Origin of the sequence: Pseudomonas sp. IT-P218 (assembly GCF_949767605.1) — a bacterium.
GTDB lineage: Bacteria > Pseudomonadota > Gammaproteobacteria > Pseudomonadales > Pseudomonadaceae > Aquipseudomonas > Aquipseudomonas putida_AE.
Genome location: NZ_CATKQQ010000014.1, coordinates 1 through 13,690 on the forward strand (window position 1 = coordinate 1; position 13,690 = coordinate 13,690).

Below are 13,690 nucleotides of genomic sequence, written 5' to 3' on the forward strand. Positions count from 1 at the left end.
ATTTTTTTTGCCTGCGAAAATTTCCAGAACACTGCAAAACCAAATGTGGGAGCGAGCAAGCCCGCTCCCACAGGTTTTATATCAGTGCAGCTTAAGCCGCGGCTCGGTCCCGCGACCAATCTTGCTGCCCAGCATCAGCATCGCCGTGCGAAACGGCCCATACAGCGCCATCTGGTGCATGCGGTACAACGACACGTAGAACATCCGCGCCAGCCAGCCTTCCAGCATGACGCTACCGGTCAGGTTACCCATCAAGTTACCCACAGCCGAAAAACGCGACAGCGAGATCAGCGACCCGTAGTCGGTGTACTTGTACTCCGGCAGCGCCTTGCCTTCGATGCGCAACTTCAGCGATTTGGCCAGCAACGACGCCTGCTGATGCGCAGCCTGGGCGCGCGGCGGCACATTGCGATCGGAACCCGGTTGCGGGCAGGCCGCGCAGTCACCGAAGGCGAAGATATTCTCGTCGCGGGTGGTTTGCAGGGTCGGCAGCACTTGCAGCTGATTGATGCGGTTGGTTTCCAGGCCATCGATGTCCTTGAGGAACCCCGGTGCACGGATCCCGGCGGCCCAGACTTTCAGGCTGGCATTGATCACTTTGCCATCCGCGGTAATCAGGCTGTCGGCGGTCACTTCACTGACGGCCGCATTGGTCATGACGTTGACCCCGAGCTTTTCCAGGGTTTTATGCACAGGCCCGCCGATCCGTTCCGGCAGGGCCGGCAGCACCCGGGGGCCGGCTTCGATCAGGGTGATGTGCATGTTTTCCGGTTTGATCCGGTCCAGGCCGTAGGCCGCCAGTTCATGGGCGGCGTTGTGCAGCTCGGCGGCCAGTTCGACCCCGGTGGCACCGGCACCGACGATGGCGACGCTGATCTGCTCGACCTTGTCGGTCTGCCCTGCGTGTGCGCGCAGGTAGTGGTTGAGCAACTGCTGATGGAAGCGCTCGGCCTGTTTGCGGGTATCCAGGAACAGGCAGTGTTGCGCCGCACCCAGGGTGCCGAAATCGTTGGTGGTACTGCCGACGGAGATCACCAGCGAGTCGTAATGCACTTCCCGGGCCGGCACCAGTTCCAGACCGGCTTCATCATAAGTGGCGGCCAGCTGGATTTTTTTATTGGCGCGATCAAGCCCGCTCATGCGCCCCAGCTGGAACTCGAAGTGGTTCCACTTGGCCTGGGCAACATAGTTGAGTTCGTCTTCGGAAGAGTTCAGTGACCCGGCCGCGACTTCGTGCAGCAGCGGTTTCCAGATATGGGTCAGGTTCGCGTCGACCAGCATCACACTGGCCGTGCCGCGTTTGCCCAGAGTCTTACCCAGACGGGTAGCCAACTCCAGACCGCCGGCGCCGCCGCCGACAATGACAATACGATGGGACATGGGGATAACTCACAAGGCTAAAGGAAATCGGTGTGGTTACCCAAGCGAGCGCGAAGCAGCTCATAGCGTCAGGTAACTGATAAGTCGGCTCAGCAGGCCCAGACCAATGGTCACTGCCAATACCAGCACCAGGAGCATCCACGGCCGGAAAGGCCGGCGCTCGACTCGGTGTTGGGACAACTGCAGGTACTCTTCGACATGCTTTTGGTCGTCGGGGTTCAGGCGGCTGGTCATAAAGGCCTCGTCAGGTAGACGTTGCTGAAGGTGTAGAAGCTACAGGCTGATTTAACGAACGTTGAACGGAGCATAGCCGCTGTCCGGAATGGGCTCGACGCTCACCCTGTCTTCCAGGCGAATGATGCCACTTTGTAACACCCGGGCGGTGATTCCGCCATGTCCGCGCACCGCCTGAAACGTCCCGGGGCCCAGGTTGGCTTGCAGGCGTGCGCAGGGCTGGCACCATCCGGTGGTTTCGAAAATCGCCTGGCCGATGCGGAAGCGCCGGCCCTTGAGGCTGAACAGATTGATCCCACTGATAACGAGATTGCGCCGCAAATCTTCAGGCTTGACCGGCTGATCGTCCGGGCGGCCCATCAGCGAACTGATCACCGCCAGGTGCTCCCACTGGATCAGCGTCACCTGCCGCGCATTGCGGATGCCGGGTCGGGCGCGATCGCCTGTCAGGCCCGCCTCCAGTCGCGCCTCCACGGCATCCAGTTCGATCATCGGCGCGTGACGTTCCGGGCGCACGCCTATCCAGCGTACGCGGCCGGTTTGCGGGACTTCGGCAATCAGTTCCTGCAGTGGGCTCACAGGCTGATCCCGACGTCGAACACAATGCTGCGTCCCAGGTTGCTGCGCAGGAAATCCGGCGCATCGGGATGGGCGAACAGCACGCGGGCGAAGGTCGGGCCCACCAGCGACAGCGAGCGCCAGCCCTGGCGCAGGTATTCGGTGGGCGGCGGGAAATGACTGTTGAGGTCCAGTACTTCGCGCTTGAGGCTGGCGAAGGCGATGATGTCCAGCTCGCCAAGGTCCATGCCGCGTTCTTTGTAGTTGTGCGCTTTTTTGCGCAAGGTCGGCGCCAGGCGCAGCAAGAACTCGTTGGCAGGTATGCGCCGGGGCTTGGCCTCGCGCCGTACCAGCTGGCTCAGGGAGAACGCGCTGCGCCGCCGCTGCAGTTCATCGCGCCATTCATCGTTGAGGCGCCGGCCCTCGTCGAGCACGAAGAACACCTCGAAACTGGCGTCGCGGAACAATACATCCGGCGGCTCCCCGGCCGGGGCGAATTCGTCGGCACGGTAGGGAATGTTCAGGCCCTGCAGCAGGCGTTGGCAGACCCAACGCTCGCGCTCCCATTTGCGGGCATTGGACAGGAACGCGTTGGCTTGCTCGGCCGCAATGGTCAGCAGGCGTAAGTAATCTGAATCATCCATACGCCCAAGCTTAGCGCTCAAATGTGATTGTAAAGAAGACAGTTTATCGGAGAGGAGCAAATCCTCTCGCTCCCAAGCCCGGTCCAGGGCGCTGCACAAAACGGATAGTGGTCTGCGCAATGCGGATATTGACCCGCGCCTGGTGACTCTACCCTCGGCTGTACGGACGTGAGCCGTGCTGCCGCCGCCCTTAAAAAACAAAAACAAGAGATGAACGCCATGCGCAAGATCGACGTACATGAGGTTATCGACAACGCTCGATTCAACCGCTTCCACTGGATGGTGCTGTTCTGGTGTGCCCTGATCATCATTTTCGATGGTTACGACCTGGTGATCTACGGCGTGGTCTTGCCGATGCTGATGAAAGAGTGGGGGCTCAGTCCTCTGCAAGCCGGTGCACTGGGCAGTTATGCATTGTTCGGCATGATGTTCGGCGCGCTGTTCTTCGGCCCGCTGTCGGACAAAATCGGGCGCAAGAAAGCCATCACCCTCTGCGTGATGCTCTTCAGTGGTTTCACCGTGCTCAACGGGTTCGCCCGCAACCCCGCCGAGTTTGGGATTTGTCGTTTCATTGCCGGGCTGGGCATTGGTGGCGTGATGCCCAATGTCGTGGCGTTGATGAACGAATACGCGCCGAAAAAGATCCGCAGCACCCTGGTGGCAATCATGTTCAGTGGTTACTCGGTGGGCGGCATGCTGTCGGCCGGGCTGGGCATCGTGCTGATCCCGAGTTTCGGCTGGCAGTCGGTGTTCTACGTGGCGGTCCTGCCGTTGCTGCTGTTGCCGCTGATCATGTACTTCCTGCCCGAGTCGGTGGGTTTCATGCTGCGCCAGGGGCGCACTGCAGAAGCCCGCAACATTCTCCAGCGCATCGACCCGGCTTACGTCGCACAGACCGATGATCAGTTGCACATGAGTGAAGTGAAGGGCACGGGCACCCCGGTGTTGCAGTTGTTCCGCGAAGGCCGTGCACTGCGTACGCTGATGTTGTGGCTGGCGTTTTTCTGCTGCCTGCTGATGGTCTACGCCTTGAGTTCGTGGCTGCCTAAACTGATGGCCAACGCTGGTTACAGCCTGGGCTCGAGCCTGTCGTTCCTGCTGGTGCTGAACTTCGGGGCGATCTTCGGTGCGGTCGGCGGCGGTGTGCTGGGTGACAAGCTCAATCTGCCGCGGGTGCTGTCGGTGTTCTTCGCCATGGCGGCGGTGTCGATCACCCTGTTGGGCTTCAACAGCCCGATGCCGGTGTTGTACCTGCTGATCGCCATCGCTGGCGCCACCACCATCGGCTCGCAGATTCTGCTGTACGCCTGCGCCGCGCAGTTCTACTCCATGACCATTCGTTCCACTGGCCTGGGCTGGGCGTCGGGCATCGGCCGCAACGGTGCCATCGTCGGTCCCCTGCTGGGTGGCGCCTTGCTCGGCATCAGCCTGCCGCTGCAACTGAACTTCATGGCGTTTGCCTTGCCGGGTGCCGTGGCGGCCCTCGCCATGACCGTGTTCGCCATCAGCAACCGGCGCAGCGCCATGGCTGTCAGCCCAACGCTGTCGCCGACGGGCGCTTGAGTCATGAAGGCGTTTATCCAGGACTTCTCCCTGTCAGCCGCTGTCGCCGGCTTTATCGCCACGGTGATTTCCTATGCCGGGCCCTTGGTGATCATCTTTCAGGCGGCGCAATCGGCCCATCTGCCGCGGGAACTGTTGTCGTCCTGGATCTGGGCGATCTCCATCGGCAGCGCCGTGCTGGGCATCGGTTTGAGCCTGCGCTATCGCGTTCCGGTCATCATCGCCTGGTCGGCGCCTGGCTCGGCGTTGTTGGTGGCGTTGTTGCCTGAAATTTCCATGGCAGAAGCGGTGGGGGCTTATCTGGTCAGCAGCCTGATCATCTTTGTGGTCGGGGTCTCGGGGGCTTTCGACCGGATCATCAGCAAACTGCCCGCCGCGATTGCGGCGGCGATGCTGGCCGGGATCCTGTTCAGCTTCGGCACCGGGCTGTTCGTATCGATGCAGCACAAGCCGTTGTTGGTGCTGGCGATGTTCGCGGCCTATCTGATCGGCAAGCGGGTGATGCCACGTTACGCGGTGATGCTGGTGTTGCTGACGGGCTGTTCGATTGCCGCGTTCAGCGGTGATCTGCATCGCGAGGCATTGGTCATCGGGTTGGCTACGCCGGTGTGGATCACGCCCCAGTTCAGCCTGGGCGCGACGCTGAACATCGCCTTGCCACTGGTGATGGTGGCGCTGACCGGCCAGTTCGTGCCGGGCATGGCCGTGCTGCGTGCCAGTGGTTTCCAAACGCCTGCGAGCCCGATCATCGCCAGCAGCGCATTGGGCACCGCGCTGCTGGCCCCCTTTGGTTGCCATGGACTGAACCTGGCCGCGATCACGGCGGCTATCTGCACCGGTCGAGAGGCTCACGAGGATCCGCGCAAGCGCTACGTGGCCGGCGTTGTCGGAGGCTTGTGCTACCTGGTGCTAGGCATCTTCGGCGCCACGTTGGTTTCGCTGTTTTCTGCGTTCCCCAAAGAGCTGATTGCGGCGTTGGCGGGGCTGGCGCTGTTTGCTGCCATTGCCGGGGCGCTGACGGGGGCGATGGCCGTGCCGAGCGACCGCGAAGCCGCGCTGGTGACCTTTCTGATCACCGCTTCAGGCATGTCGCTGTTCGGCTTGTCCGCCGCGTTCTGGGGTCTGATTTTCGGCATGGTCACCCATGTGCTGTTAAGCGCCCGTCGTCCCGATCTCCTTCGTAAATCCACTGCAACTGAAACTGTTCAATCAGTCGATCAATAACAATAAGAGAAAAACGATGAAGCAGAATCTCCAAGCAACGGGTACGGCGTTGTCCCTGGCTGTCGTCTCGGGTTTTTCCACAGGCGTTATGGCCGCCGAGAGCGGGTTTATCGAAGACACCACCGCGACGTTGCAGGCACGCAATTACTACTTCAGTCGCGACTACTCCGACATCGTCGGCGCCAACCAGCAATCGAAGGCCGAGGAGTGGGCCCAGGGCTTCATCCTCAACGTGAAGTCCGGTTACACCCAGGGCACCGTCGGCTTTGGTGTGGATGTCATCGGCTTGCTGGGTCTCAAGCTCGACAGCAGCCCGGACCGGGTGAATACCGGCTTGCTGCCGGTGCAGGACGACGGTCGCGCAGCGGACAATTACAGCCGTCTGGAAGGCGCGTTGAAGATGCGTTACTCGAAAACCGAGCTGAAAGTCGGTGAGCTGCAACCCAATCTGCCGGTACTGGTGTTCAGTGATATTCGCCTGCTGCCGCCGAGTTACCAGGGTGCAAGCATCACCTCCAGTGAGATCAATGGTCTGACCTTGCAGGGCGGACACCTGAGTTCAACCAGCCTGCGCAACGAGGCGGGTGATGAAAAAATGCAGGCGATGCTCGGGCATGTGCCGCAACGTCAGGTCAGCAGTGACGGGTTCAACTTTGCCGGTGGCGATTATGCCTTCAACGACAAGCGCACCTCGGTCAGCGCCTGGTACGGGCAACTGGAGGACATCTACAACCAGCGCTTCCTCGGCCTCAAGCACAGCGAACCCGTGGGTGACTGGATCCTCGGCGCCAACCTCGGCTACTTCGATTCGCGCGAGGACGGCAAAAAACTGCTGGGCAACATCGACAACCAGGCGTTCTACTCGTTGCTGTCGGCCAAACGTGGCGGCCACACCTTTTATGTCGGCTATCAGGGCATGTTTGGCGACAGCGCGTTCCCGCGGGTATTCGCCAACATCTCACCGTTGGGTAACGAGGTGCCCACCTATGAGTTCGCCTACACCGATGAACGTTCCTGGCAGGCACGTTACGACTACGACTTCGCGGCCCTGGGTGTACCGGGCTTGACCAGTACCCTGCGCTACATCAGCGGCAACAATGTCGATACCGGCAAGGGGTATGAGGGCAAGGACCGTGAGCGCGACCTGGACATCGGCTATGTGCTGCAGAGCGGCAGCCTCAAAGGCCTGGGGATCCGCGTGCGTAATGCGATGGCGCGGTCCAATTACCGCAGTGATATCGATGAAAACCGCCTGATCCTCAGCTACACCTGGACGCTGCTCTGAGTGCAGCGGCGAATCACAGGTTGCTGGTGCAATCGCCGATGACGTTGTACGTCACCCGCCGGGTCTGGCCCTGATGATCGACATACACCATGGTCGCCGGCACAACCCCGCAGGCGGTCGCGGTGTCCGAAACAGACACCACCTTGGCGATGTCCAGCGGCTGCGCGGGGTTGTACAAGACAGCGAGAGGCTCGTTGTCAGCGGCCATGGCCGAGGTGGCGATGACGGCCAGAAACAGGCTGATCAACGTTTTCATGCTGGCGTGCTCCGCGTGGGTTTCGATGAGTTGATTTTAGTCTTCGGCACCCGTGGATAAAGGGGCCAACGGCGGATGCAGCGTTACGCAAAATGTAATAGTCACAACTGTAGGAGCGAGCTTGCTAGCGAAAAACCTGAGAGCTGCGCGGGTGTCAGGCTCCCCGCGTCATCGTTGACCTCCATCGCGAGCAAGCTTGCTCCTGCAGGTTTCTCGCAATGAACAGTATTTTCGCCCGAGGGGGGCTTATGGATTTGCTTAACAACTTGCGCGTGTTCATCCGTGTGGTGGACTGCGCCAGTTTCACCGCCGCGGCCGACACGCTGGATCTGTCCACGGCGCAGGTATCCCGATTGGTCGCGGACCTGGAAGAACATCTCCAGGCACGCCTGCTGCAACGCACCACGCGACGCCTGAGCCTGACCGAAGCAGGCGAGCGATTCCTGTTGCGCAGCCGGCAGATCGTCGAAGAAATGGACGAGGCGACGGCCGAGGCCCGTGGCGCGCATATCAACCCCGCCGGGCGCCTGCGGGTGCACAGCATGAACGGCCTGGGCGTACTGATCACGCCTCTGATCGCCCGCTACAGCGAGCTATATCCCGACGTGGTGTTCGAACTGACCTTGTCCCAGCGCAATCCCGATCCACTGGAGGAGGGGCACGACGTGGTGATTTCGATCGCCCCCGAACTGCCCGATTCGCAATTGGTCGCCCAGGCCCTCGGACAGATCTACAGCGTACCTTGCGCCTCCGCGGACTACCTGCGCCGCAAGGGCATTCCACAGCAGCCGCTGGCGCTGAACGAGCATCAATGCCTGCGCCTGCTTGATCCCTTGTATGGCGATCAATGGGTATTCCAGGACGAACACGGCGAACATGCCATCAGTCCGGCCAAGACCTTCCAGTGCAATGTCGCCGAGTCGATGGTCAAGGCCTCGGAGGCCGGCATGGGCATCAGCCTGCTGCCTTTCCACACCGCCACACGGCCCTTGAGCGATGGCACCTTGTTGCGTGTATTGCCGACCTGGCGATTGCGCGAGCGCAATGTCTATGCGCTGTATCCATCACGGCGTTTTCTCGATGCCAAGGTCCGCACCTGGGTGGATTTTCTCAAGGCCGAGCTTCCCAAATTGTTTGCCGAACATGAAGCGGTGATGAACGATCCACGGCATTGGGCTTGAGGTCGAAGGGACGGTGAAGGGCGGTGTAGACTGAGGCTCTTTCTCTTTCGGAAAGACAGGGAGTGGGCCCAGCCATGATCGGTGCCGAGTTATTGTCATCCCAGACCCTGAACGTGGGGTGGTTGATCTACATACCGGTATTACTCTGGGCCGTCGTGCGCGCACCCTGGGTCGAGTTGTTCACCGACAATCGTCGCCAGCATCTGCTGTTCGGTACGGTGTTCGCGCTGTTCATGCTGTGGCTGGTGCGGCGGGACTTCGATACCGGCGTGTCCTATCACTTCATCGGCATGACAGCGGTGACGCTGTTGCTGGACTGGCCGCTGGCAATCGTCGGCGGTCTGGTGGCGCAGGCAGGCCTGGTGTTGCTGGGGCGTCAGGACCTGATGGCCATGGGGGTCAATGGCACGCTGTTCATTTTGTTGCCGGTGTTGATCACTGAATGCTGTGCGATAGCGGTGGAGCGCGCGCAGCCACGAAATCTCTTCGTGTACATCTTCGTTTCCGGTTTCTTCGCCGCAGCCCTTTCAGCATTGCTGTGCCTGGTGCTGGCGCTGACGTTGTTGTGGTACGACGAACGGTTCGCCATGCCGTATTGGCTGGAAGATTTTGTCGGTTACCTGTGGTTGATCATTTTTCCCGAGGCGTTCATCAACGGCATGGTGGTGAGCGCGCTGGTGGTGTTCAGCCCTGAGTGGCTCGAGACCTTCAACCGCACGCGTTATCTGTCGGCGCCCTGGAAGGACGACGACCCCGAATCTTGATCCATTTCAGATTCGCCAAATGATGACGATCCCATACTCCGTTTTTCCAGCGGTTCCCTAGATCTGCTGATCAATCAAAACCGCGTTGCTATAGATCAAGCTACCATCGCTCGCGCGGTGCCCAACCAAATGGTATTGACCACGATCGAGGTGCAAATAGACGCGCATTTGGCAGTCGGACAAGGGGTCGTATCCCTCTGGCAATTTCAGATCCAGAGTGCTCATGTCGACATCAACCATGGCTTCAGGCCCATGGGAACTCTTCAGGTGTTCTTCAGCCTGCTCCAGGCGCTGACGAAGTGGCACATCGACGTAAAAATGGATTTCACCTATTGGGGTGGATTTTTGGTCGGGGCTGGTTTTGCACCAGCCTTCGATCGTCATGGCGCTCATAACGAAGCCTCCGTCGTAGACTGCTGGATTCTATTGCTCTGTTTCTGATCTGAAATTCAGTATAGCTGGCAACCGGGACTCGCTTGCCAACCTCACGGCACAACCCGATGGCACTATACTTTTTAATGACTTTACCACCCGGATGGGTGGTACTTGTCTGCCCTGCCTGGACGTCAGTGGCGATGCTTGCGCATAACCAATGAGCAACAGGAATAGGATGAAGAGAAATGGCAATAGCAATTGTCCTGGTACTCATCGTTATTGGATCAGTGCTATTCCATGTACTAGCGCCTTGGCATGCAACACCGGCAGCTTCCAACTGGGGATCAATAGACACCACTCTGTTTATCACCCTGATCATCAGCGGAATCTTTTTCATCGCCATTACGCTATTCATGGCGGTAGCCGTGATGCGTTATCGTCATAAAGAGGGGGCCAAGGCCCACTACCAGCCGGAAAGCAAGAGGTTGGAATTCTGGTTGATTGTCGTTACCTCGATAGGTATTGCCGCGATGTTGGCGCCAGGCCTGGTTGTTTACAACGATTTCATCCGGGTACCAAAAAATGCTTATGAACTTGAAGTGGTCGCCCAGCAGTGGCAGTGGGCCTTTCGTTTTCCGGGCCAGGACGGGAAACTGGGCAAGTCTGAAATTAAGTTAGTTGATTCCGTCAACCCGTTTGGCGTTGATCCCAAGGATCCCGCCGGCCAGGACGATGTGCTAATAAAAAGTAACGAAGTCAGACTTCCGCTGGATCGACCGGTAAAAGTTTTACTGCGCTCTAAAGATGTATTGCACAATTTTTATATACCGCAAATTCGCAGCAAGATGGATATGGTGCCGGGGATGGTGTCGTACTTCTGGTTTACGCCGACTAAAACCGGGAAATATGAAGTCCTTTGCGCTGAATTTTGTGGCGTAGGTCATTACAACATGCGCGGCCAGATGATCGTGGAGGAGCAGGGTGCCTTCGATCAATGGCTCAGCAGCCAGCCGACCTTTGCGCAGACATTAGCGGCAGCTACCAAACCCGGTCAGGACAGCGTACTGGAAAAAGGTCGTCAGTTGGCCGAGCAATACGGCTGCGGTGCCTGCCACAGCCAGGATGGCAGTACCAGCCTCGGGCCGGGATGGAAGAACCTGTACGGCCGCACCGAACAGCTTGCCGATGGCACCAGCGTTCAGGTCGATGAGGCCTACCTGAAACAATCGATCCTCGAACCGCAGGCCCGTCTGGTACAAGGCTACCCGCCGGTCATGGTGGCCTATACTCTCAATGACGATGAACTGGGTGCGCTCGTCGCCCTGATCAAATCACTGGGTGCTGCGTCGCAAGAACCTTCTGCCAGCGAAGCGCTGGACAGAGGTGACGACTTGGCGACGCAAGGACAGCGGCTAGCCGGGTCGCTAGGCTGTCTGGCCTGCCACAGTGTCGATGGCAGCAAGGGTATCGGCCCGAGCTGGCAGGGCCTGTATAACGAGCCCGTAACCCTTGCCGACGGTACGAGTATCAAGGCAGACGAGGGCTATATAAAGGATTCGATCCTCAATCCCGGTGCCAAAATCGTCAAAGGCTATGCAGCCGTCATGCCGGCCTTTACCCCGAGTGATCAGGACTTGAACGCGCTGATCGCTTTCATCAAATCAAAAGCGAATGCCGACGCTGACGCGAACAAGGCTGAGCCAGGGAAGTCGCCGTAAAGCAGCCAGAAATACACGCAAACTTCGGCAGGAGGATGACGTGATGGCCTATGCGGAGCAAGCCGAAACAGAGGCACTGCACGAGCCCAAGAGTTTCCTGACCAGATACATCTGGAGCCAGGACCACAAGGTCATCGCCATTCAATACTCCCTGACGGCGTTGTTCGTGGGGGTTATCGCCGTGGTGTTGTCTGGCTTGATGCGCATACAGATAGGCTTCCCCGGCAGTTTGGCGTTCATGGACGCCAGTGCTTACTATCAGGCGATGACCATGCACGGCATGATCATGGTCATTTACTTGCTGACGGCCTTGTTTCTCGGGGGCTTCGGCAATTATCTGATCCCACTGATGGTGGGCGCACGCGACATGGTCTTCCCCTATGTCAACATGCTGAGTTACTGGTTCTATCTGCTCGCGGTACTGGTGTTGCTCGCCGGTTTTTTTGTCCCCGGCGGCCCCACCGGTTCGGGCTGGACGCTCTATCCGCCACAGTCCATTACCCAGGGGACGCCTGGGGTCGAGTGGGGCATCGTGCTGATGCTCGTCTCGCTGGCGATTTTCATTGTCGCCGCCACCATGGGCGGATTGAACTACGTCACCACGGTGTTGCAGGCGCGTACGCACGGCATGACGTTGTTTCGCATGCCGCTCTCGGTATGGGGCATCTTCATGGCCTCGATCATGGCCTTGCTGGCTTTCCCAGCGTTGTTTGTCAGTGCGGTCATGATGCTGTTCGACAAACTGTTGGGCACCAGTTTTTTCATGCCGGCGATGATCTCGCTGGGACAGCAGCTCGATCACCAGGGTGGCAGCCCGATATTGTTCCAGCACCTGTTCTGGTTCTTTGGCCACCCGGAAGTCTATATCGTTGCGCTCCCTGCATTTGGCCTGGTCTCCGACCTGATCAGTACGCATGCGCGTAAAAACATCTTTGGCTACCGCATGATGGTGTGGGCCATTATTGCGATTGGCGTACTGAGCTTTGTGGTCTGGGCGCACCATATGTATGTCAGCGGAATGAACCCGTATTTCGGTTTTTTCTTCGCCGTCACCACCTTGATCATCGCGGTGCCAACCGCTCTGAAAGTCTACAACTGGGTCCTGACCCTGTGGCAGGGCGACATCCATCTGACCGTGCCGATGCTGTTTGCCCTGGCCTTTATCGTCACCTTCCTGGTGGGCGGTCTGACCGGGCTGTTTCTCGGCAATGTGATTGTGGATATTCCGCTCTCGGACACCTATTTCGTCGTCGCCCATTTTCATATGGTCATGGGCGTCGCACCGGTCCTGGTGGTGTTCGGCGGCATTTATCATTGGTTCCCGAAAGTGACCGGGCGCATGTTGAACGACACCCTGGGCAAGCTGCACTTCTGGATTACCTTCCTGGGCACCTACGCCATCTTCTTCCCCATGCACTATCTGGGCTTCCAGGGCATGCCTCGCCGCTACTACGCCTACGACAACTACGCGTTCATTCCACAGTCGGCGCAAGAGTTGAATGCCTTCATTACGGTGGTCGCATTGACTGTCGGTGTTTCCCAGCTGCTGTTCCTGTTCAACCTGGCCTGGAGTGTATTCAAAGGCAAACCCGCAGGCGGTAACCCCTGGGGCGCGGCCAGCCTGGAATGGCAAACACCGAACACTCCACCGAAACACGGTAACTGGGGAGAGAAGTTGCCGGTCGTGCATCGCTGGGCCTATGACTACAGTGTGCCGGGCATAGAACAGGATTTCGTTGCGCAAACGGTGTCTGCCGAGGAGTTGGAGCAAATGCGCCAACTCAGTGCCGGAACCCGAATAGCGGACGTTAAACCATGAACAGATTGCTATTGAGAAACGCGGATGACGGTGACCCTGCAGGCGGTTGGAATCGCGATCCTGAAGGTATTCAGGCCGAGGGTGCCGATAGAAGCCGAATCGCAAAAACAGGCCTGCGCTTGTTTCTGGCCGTGGTCAGCTCGTTATTCTTTCTCTTCCTGATCGCCTTTATCGCCCGCTCCCAGATGGTCGACTGGCTACCCCTGACAGAGCCCCTGGCGCCGCTGGCCAATCCATGGCAACTCTGGCTGAATTCGGCGTTTCTAGTGTTCAGTTGCATCGCACTGCAGTGGTCGCGTATGGCGGCCCGACAGGTTCGACTGGACGCCACGGTTATCGGTTTCGTCGTGGCGGGCGTGTTTGCCATTGCCTTTCTGGCGGGACAACTCTGGGTCTGGCAGCAGTTTGTCGCCTGGGGCTACTTTGTCGCCAGCAATCCGGCCAACAGTTTCTTCTACCTGTTGACCGGCCTTCATGGGCTTCACCTGCTGGGCGGATTGATAGCCTGGGGCATGATCGTCGCTAAATTCCTGCATCGCGTGCCGTTGCCGCAACTGCGCGCCAGCGTAGAGCTCTGTGCCATCTATTGGCATTACCTGTTGGGTCTTTGGTTCGTGCTATTCGCGCTGCTGACCAGCACGCCAGAAACCTATGAAGCCATCGCCAGGCTCTGCGGCCTGAGGTGAAAA

General features: G+C 58.9%; 14 protein-coding genes. 8 read left to right on the forward strand and 6 right to left on the reverse strand.

Annotated elements, in window-relative coordinates; genetic code table 11:
- Positions 1-81: 81 nt before the first annotated feature.
- Genes ACM6I6_RS12490 through ACM6I6_RS12505 form a run of 4 tightly spaced genes read right to left on the reverse strand, consistent with a single transcriptional unit; the run spans position 82 to position 2,816 of the window.
- Entirely contained in the window at positions 82-1,380 is a 1,299-nt protein-coding gene (locus tag ACM6I6_RS12490; RefSeq protein WP_323608719.1) for an NAD(P)/FAD-dependent oxidoreductase, read from the reverse strand.
- 60 nt (positions 1,381-1,440) lie between these two features.
- Positions 1,441-1,614, reverse strand: a complete 174-nt coding sequence (locus ACM6I6_RS12495) for a DUF3094 family protein (RefSeq protein WP_007996394.1) — start codon at positions 1,612-1,614, stop codon at positions 1,441-1,443.
- A 51-nt stretch (positions 1,615-1,665) separates the two neighbouring features.
- Positions 1,666-2,193, reverse strand: coding sequence for an MOSC domain-containing protein (locus ACM6I6_RS12500; protein WP_323608718.1), 528 nt, complete (start codon positions 2,191-2,193; stop codon positions 1,666-1,668).
- Positions 2,190-2,816 (reverse strand): DUF1780 domain-containing protein, encoded by a 627-nt coding sequence (locus ACM6I6_RS12505; RefSeq protein WP_007970534.1) that lies wholly within the window; start codon positions 2,814-2,816, stop codon positions 2,190-2,192. Before ACM6I6_RS12505 ends, ACM6I6_RS12500 begins: the two co-directional genes overlap by 4 nt.
- A gap of 219 nt (positions 2,817-3,035) precedes the next feature.
- On the opposite strand from ACM6I6_RS12505, the gene ACM6I6_RS12510 reads away from it, so the two are divergent.
- Genes ACM6I6_RS12510 through ACM6I6_RS12520 form a run of 3 tightly spaced genes read left to right on the forward strand, consistent with a single transcriptional unit; the run spans position 3,036 to position 6,888 of the window.
- On the forward strand, positions 3,036-4,379 hold the full coding sequence (locus ACM6I6_RS12510) for an aromatic acid/H+ symport family MFS transporter (RefSeq protein WP_414919973.1): 1,344 nt from the start codon (positions 3,036-3,038) through the stop codon (positions 4,377-4,379).
- A gap of 3 nt (positions 4,380-4,382) precedes the next feature.
- Positions 4,383-5,603, forward strand: a complete 1,221-nt coding sequence (locus ACM6I6_RS12515; RefSeq protein ID WP_414919974.1) for a benzoate/H(+) symporter BenE family transporter — start codon at positions 4,383-4,385, stop codon at positions 5,601-5,603.
- Between the two features lie 16 nt (positions 5,604-5,619).
- Positions 5,620-6,888 carry an OprD family porin gene (locus tag ACM6I6_RS12520; protein ID WP_274074558.1) on the forward strand — a complete coding sequence of 423 codons (1,269 nt, stop codon included), beginning with the start codon at positions 5,620-5,622 and terminating at the stop codon, positions 6,886-6,888.
- Between the two features lie 13 nt (positions 6,889-6,901).
- On the opposite strand, the gene ACM6I6_RS12525 is transcribed toward ACM6I6_RS12520, so the two are convergent.
- On the reverse strand, positions 6,902-7,144 hold the full coding sequence (locus ACM6I6_RS12525; RefSeq protein WP_274074559.1) for a DUF2790 domain-containing protein: 243 nt from the start codon (positions 7,142-7,144) through the stop codon (positions 6,902-6,904).
- A gap of 248 nt (positions 7,145-7,392) precedes the next feature.
- Here ACM6I6_RS12525 and ACM6I6_RS12530 point away from each other — a divergent pair, with 248 nt between their 5' ends.
- Positions 7,393-8,325 (forward strand): LysR family transcriptional regulator, encoded by a 933-nt coding sequence (locus ACM6I6_RS12530; protein ID WP_274074560.1) that lies wholly within the window; start codon positions 7,393-7,395, stop codon positions 8,323-8,325.
- 74 nt (positions 8,326-8,399) lie between these two features.
- Positions 8,400-9,089: an energy-coupling factor ABC transporter permease gene (locus ACM6I6_RS12535; protein ID WP_274074561.1), complete on the forward strand. Its 690-nt coding sequence runs from the start codon at positions 8,400-8,402 to the stop codon at positions 9,087-9,089.
- A 57-nt stretch (positions 9,090-9,146) separates the two neighbouring features.
- Here the strand turns inward: ACM6I6_RS12535 and ACM6I6_RS12540 are convergent, their stop codons facing one another.
- Positions 9,147-9,482 carry a hypothetical protein gene (locus tag ACM6I6_RS12540; protein WP_323608715.1) on the reverse strand — a complete coding sequence of 112 codons (336 nt, stop codon included), beginning with the start codon at positions 9,480-9,482 and terminating at the stop codon, positions 9,147-9,149.
- 227 nt (positions 9,483-9,709) lie between these two features.
- Here ACM6I6_RS12540 and ACM6I6_RS12545 point away from each other — a divergent pair, with 227 nt between their 5' ends.
- From ACM6I6_RS12545 to ACM6I6_RS12555, 3 genes are read left to right on the forward strand one after another with little or no spacing between them, the layout of a single operon-like run.
- Positions 9,710-11,182: a c-type cytochrome gene (locus ACM6I6_RS12545; protein WP_414919975.1), complete on the forward strand. Its 1,473-nt coding sequence runs from the start codon at positions 9,710-9,712 to the stop codon at positions 11,180-11,182.
- 43 nt (positions 11,183-11,225) lie between these two features.
- Entirely contained in the window at positions 11,226-13,001 is a 1,776-nt protein-coding gene (gene ctaD / locus ACM6I6_RS12550; protein WP_274074608.1) for a cytochrome c oxidase subunit I, read from the forward strand.
- Positions 12,998-13,687, forward strand: a complete 690-nt coding sequence (locus ACM6I6_RS12555; RefSeq protein WP_323608713.1) for a cytochrome c oxidase subunit 3 — start codon at positions 12,998-13,000, stop codon at positions 13,685-13,687. Before ctaD ends, ACM6I6_RS12555 begins: the two co-directional genes overlap by 4 nt.
- The last annotated feature ends 3 nt before the right edge of the window (positions 13,688-13,690 follow it).

Excerpts from the sequence above, each read along its gene's own strand:
- ACM6I6_RS12540 (WP_323608715.1), bottom strand. The coding sequence starts at position 9,482 with ATGAGCGCCATGACGATCGAAGGCTGGTGCAAAACCAGCCCCGACCAA.
- ACM6I6_RS12545 (WP_414919975.1), top strand. The coding sequence starts at position 9,710 with ATGGCAATAGCAATTGTCCTGGTACTCATCGTTATTGGATCAGTGCTA.
- ACM6I6_RS12490 (WP_323608719.1), bottom strand. The coding sequence starts at position 1,380 with ATGTCCCATCGTATTGTCATTGTCGGCGGCGGCGCCGGCGGTCTGGAG.
- ACM6I6_RS12515 (WP_414919974.1), top strand. The coding sequence starts at position 4,383 with ATGAAGGCGTTTATCCAGGACTTCTCCCTGTCAGCCGCTGTCGCCGGC.
- ACM6I6_RS12525 (WP_274074559.1), bottom strand. The coding sequence starts at position 7,144 with ATGAAAACGTTGATCAGCCTGTTTCTGGCCGTCATCGCCACCTCGGCC.
- ACM6I6_RS12505 (WP_007970534.1), bottom strand. The coding sequence starts at position 2,816 with ATGGATGATTCAGATTACTTACGCCTGCTGACCATTGCGGCCGAGCAA.
- ACM6I6_RS12535 (WP_274074561.1), top strand. The coding sequence starts at position 8,400 with ATGATCGGTGCCGAGTTATTGTCATCCCAGACCCTGAACGTGGGGTGG.
- ACM6I6_RS12530 (WP_274074560.1), top strand. The coding sequence starts at position 7,393 with ATGGATTTGCTTAACAACTTGCGCGTGTTCATCCGTGTGGTGGACTGC.
- ACM6I6_RS12510 (WP_414919973.1), top strand. The coding sequence starts at position 3,036 with ATGCGCAAGATCGACGTACATGAGGTTATCGACAACGCTCGATTCAAC.
- ACM6I6_RS12495 (WP_007996394.1), bottom strand. The coding sequence starts at position 1,614 with ATGACCAGCCGCCTGAACCCCGACGACCAAAAGCATGTCGAAGAGTAC.
- ctaD (WP_274074608.1), top strand. The coding sequence starts at position 11,226 with ATGGCCTATGCGGAGCAAGCCGAAACAGAGGCACTGCACGAGCCCAAG.
- ACM6I6_RS12555 (WP_323608713.1), top strand. The coding sequence starts at position 12,998 with ATGAACAGATTGCTATTGAGAAACGCGGATGACGGTGACCCTGCAGGC.
- ACM6I6_RS12520 (WP_274074558.1), top strand. The coding sequence starts at position 5,620 with ATGAAGCAGAATCTCCAAGCAACGGGTACGGCGTTGTCCCTGGCTGTC.